Genomic DNA, 3,158 nt, shown 5'->3' on the forward strand with positions numbered 1-3,158 from the left:
CTTCAGAGATGCGAGATCCACGGCATGAGGCCGAGTTTGATCTTCTATCAGAGAGTTTCTGAGCGACGTTGTAGTTGTAGCCTCCACTTGGTGACACATTACGCTTCAGCTCTCGTCTGATCGTTGAGACGTTACGTCCGATCGTTGAAGCTATGGATGCGTTGGACTCGCCCTTGCGGCGTAGGATAGATATGGTATACCGCTCTTCGCGGCTCAGATGTTTATAGGTCATTTGGCACAGGCTCGGTTTTGAACGGTGGAGCCAGTGCTGATACTAATCAGCATCTGGGCCGTTGTTCAAGTTAAGCGGTGCACTTCCGGTTTGAATCCAAGCATATAAAAGGATCTTCACGCGCTATGCATGACGGTTAGAAGTGACAAACCCGAAGAAAGAAGGCTTTGAGGGGCTGTGAGAACCATAAATATCATGGCTTTATGTGCTTTCGAAGGGTATGCCGTTGACGAGATTGAGTGTGCAGAGAGTTTCGCACACGTAAAACTCCGCTTCGATAAGCGGTTTCCCCCCAAATGACCACGCTGCCATGAAGTTCTCCCCAACAACAAAACGCGGAAAAGTTGCGTCATGGATAGACCGCTTGCTCACTTGAATACTATCTGGATAATCTTGCCTACAGTTCAAGGCAGATTCCCTAATCTGCTTACATTATGTGACCTCTGTCCCCAAGGATTTTCACCCACGAAAAAAGCGAATTGGAGGTAGATGAGACAGATAAGTTCGAGGGTCAGTCTCGCTCCAGCCAAGCAAGTCGGCAGCATGCTCAGCATCTCAGAATCCTCTGTTAGAAGCTACGATCAGGCTGTTCTTGAACGCGATCCTCCACCCAATTGAGACGGCATTAAGGCGCTACTTGTTGATGAAAAAAGTGTCAGAAAGCAACACAACTATGTGACGCTGGCTCTCAACTCGGATACGGGCGAGTTGCTGTACATACAGGAAGTCAAGAAGGGCGAGATCCTCGCAGTCTTCCTAAGATCTTTATCCGAAGATCAAAAACGCTCAATTCAAGCAGTGGGTATGAATAGGGGCGGTGCCTTCAAACGTGCAGTGGAGCAAAACTTGCCTAGTGCAGCAATCGTCATTGACCATTATCACCTCGTTATGAACGTCAAACAAGTCGTGGATGAAACCCGAAGAATTAAATGGAATAAGGCCTCAAAAGAAGACAAAAAGTACATCAACGTTGGGCGAAACGTCATCAACTGTAGTGGTGTGCACTAGCTCAGGAGAGCGAGCCAAAACGATTCGTTAGATTAGCCAAAGGCTTTATCTAATCTACTAAAGAAATTGTCTCCTACTCCAAACACAAAATCACCTCAGGAAAAACCGATAGCTGCAACAATCAAATAGCAAGGATCATCCACCGCTCCTGCGGAGTCAGCAATATTGACTACCTTTTATCCGATTAAGACATACAACCCTCATTCGCAGCGCCTGAGGAGCACCATTGGTGTTTTTTTATTAAGTTGCCTAAGCGGCAAGTAGTCTCAATCGACTGAAAATAGCTGACAATTAATTGTTAGTTTAATTCGACAATGAAACCGTAAAAGGCCCACATCCATGATGCAGGCCTGGGTAAAAATTGGAATTAACCCGAATTATTTAGCAAATTCTTTAGCTTTAGCAAAGGATGATTGATAACCTTTCGTGACAACATTTCCATCCTTATCAACGAGGCAATAAAAAGGCACACTTCCCGAGGTGTGATACTTCGCTAGCTTAGCTTTAGATGATTTATCGCTCAACACGTGCAACCATGGGAAAATTTCCTTTTTCGCCCATTCTAGAGCTGAGTCCTTGTCTCGATCTAAACTAACGTGAATGAACTCAACGTTCAGATTGTCGGCAATTTCTTTTTTATATTTGGCCACTAACTGTGGCGCTCCGCTCCGACATGGACTTCACCAACTAGCGGTGAAGTAGAGTAAGTAATACTCAGGAACTTTCTCCATCTGAGCTTTTTTAAAGCTTTTCCCTTCTAGACGAACGAGCGTCTTATCATTCAGTGTAGATCCAACAACCTGGCTAGCTATCTGTTCTTCAACAGTTGGAGCGCTAGCCGCGGCTTCTGCCGCAGCTGCCTCTTCAACTTTCGCATTCACCCAATCACGGTCTGCTTCGGAAAGCATGTCCATCTTGAACTTGAGTTTCTTGTATTTCTTTAAAACTGTGACTTCTCTGGTCTCTTGATCGAAGGATTTGTACTCCCCCTCAAATGTCTTCGCCCCGTCAGCACTCGTCCAAGTCCTCGCTTGAGCCGATAGGCTAAGCAAGGCCAGCCAGAGGGCTGCTTTATACTTCATATGAATCATAGATAATTCAGCTATACTCCTCACTATCAAACAGTCAACTTCGAATATCGGATATTAAAGCTGAGCTTGCTTGACGCACAAAAAAAGCGCAGCCTAGAAGGTTGCGCTTTTATTTAATCAACGAGTGGCGGAGCGGACGGGAATCGAACCCGCAACCTCCGGCGTGACAGGCCGGTGCTCTAACCAATTGAGCTACCGCTCCACTTAGTCGATGTATGTAGCAATGTAGGAAGATGGCGGAGCGGACGGGAATCGAACCCGCAACCTCCGGCGTGACAGGCCGGTGCTCTAACCAATTGAGCTACCGCTCCATCTTTCATCGTTGCTTTGCCTTGCGGCGGCAGGAAAATACCTATTTATTGACTCTGTGCAAGTTCTTTCTACCTAAAATTTGTACATTTTTGCAGCATCCAAAACACAAATCTCTTAGACTTCTAATAATCAACACTATAGGAAAACTGAGATATTTCCGCCTTTATGTAAAAAAAATCAAAGCCAGCTAAACCAATGATCTTCGAGTGCTAAGAAATCTTCCTATTTTTCTCAATTGCCCAAATCAGAGAGAAATCCACTTGCATCTACTAGTCTTTCGTCAGTTACTTACAGCTGTGCCCGATACAACAGCCACCTTACTTGCCATCGAATCCAGCTGCGACGAAACTGCGGTAGCGATACTACGTGGAAGCTTAAATCAAGCTGAAGTTCTCAGCTCTGAGATTTCTTCACAAATTGCAATCCACCGCGAATACGGAGGTGTCGTCCCAGAACTCGCCTCGAGGAATCACTCGCTCGCACTACACCCTCTTATCTCCGCTGCCCTGCAGAAC

Annotated in this window: 4 protein-coding genes, 2 tRNA genes and 2 pseudogenes; 2 read left to right on the top strand and 6 right to left on the bottom strand. The window is 45.9% G+C overall.

The annotated features are described in order from the left end of the window. Both ABGY95_RS07640 and ABGY95_RS07645 read right to left on the bottom strand, forming a co-directional pair. Positions 1–232: helix-turn-helix domain-containing protein (locus ABGY95_RS07640; RefSeq protein WP_347441096.1), on the bottom strand; the 232-nt coding region annotated here is incomplete at its 3' end. A gap of 201 nt (positions 233–433) precedes the next feature. Continuing rightward, positions 434–604 (bottom strand): hypothetical protein, encoded by a 171-nt coding sequence (locus ABGY95_RS07645; protein ID WP_347441097.1) that lies wholly within the window; start codon positions 602–604, stop codon positions 434–436. Positions 605–856: 252 nt separating this feature from the next. Here ABGY95_RS07645 and ABGY95_RS07650 point away from each other — a divergent pair, with 252 nt between their 5' ends. Continuing rightward, positions 857–1,240 (top strand): transposase, encoded by a 384-nt coding sequence (locus ABGY95_RS07650; protein ID WP_347441099.1) that lies wholly within the window; start codon positions 857–859, stop codon positions 1,238–1,240. Between the two features lie 377 nt (positions 1,241–1,617). Here ABGY95_RS07650 and ABGY95_RS07655 read toward each other — a convergent pair. From ABGY95_RS07655 to ABGY95_RS07670, 4 genes and pseudogenes are all read right to left on the bottom strand, one after another. Beyond that, positions 1,618–1,905: pseudogene (locus ABGY95_RS07655) on the bottom strand (thioredoxin-like domain-containing protein); the annotation flags it as partial. A 15-nt stretch (positions 1,906–1,920) separates the two neighbouring features. Next, positions 1,921–2,322 carry a hypothetical protein gene (locus ABGY95_RS07660; protein WP_347441098.1) on the bottom strand — a complete coding sequence of 134 codons (402 nt, stop codon included), beginning with the start codon at positions 2,320–2,322 and terminating at the stop codon, positions 1,921–1,923. A 134-nt stretch (positions 2,323–2,456) separates the two neighbouring features. Further along, a tRNA-Asp gene (locus tag ABGY95_RS07665) sits at positions 2,457–2,533 on the bottom strand. A 32-nt stretch (positions 2,534–2,565) separates the two neighbouring features. Next, positions 2,566–2,642 (bottom strand) — tRNA-Asp (locus ABGY95_RS07670). 297 nt (positions 2,643–2,939) lie between these two features. On the opposite strand from ABGY95_RS07670, the pseudogene ABGY95_RS07675 reads away from it, so the two are divergent. Beyond that, positions 2,940–3,158, top strand: a pseudogene (locus tag ABGY95_RS07675) (tRNA (adenosine(37)-N6)-threonylcarbamoyltransferase complex transferase subunit TsaD); the annotation flags it as partial.

Origin of the sequence: Rubritalea sp. (assembly GCF_039830215.1) — a bacterium.
Classification (GTDB): Bacteria; Verrucomicrobiota; Verrucomicrobiia; order Verrucomicrobiales; family Akkermansiaceae; genus Rubritalea.

What these genes read in the sequence shown, in the direction of transcription:
- ABGY95_RS07660 (WP_347441098.1), bottom strand. Translation starts at nt 2,322, where the DNA reads ATGAAGTATAAAGCAGCCCTCTGGCTGGCCTTGCTTAGCCTATCGGCT.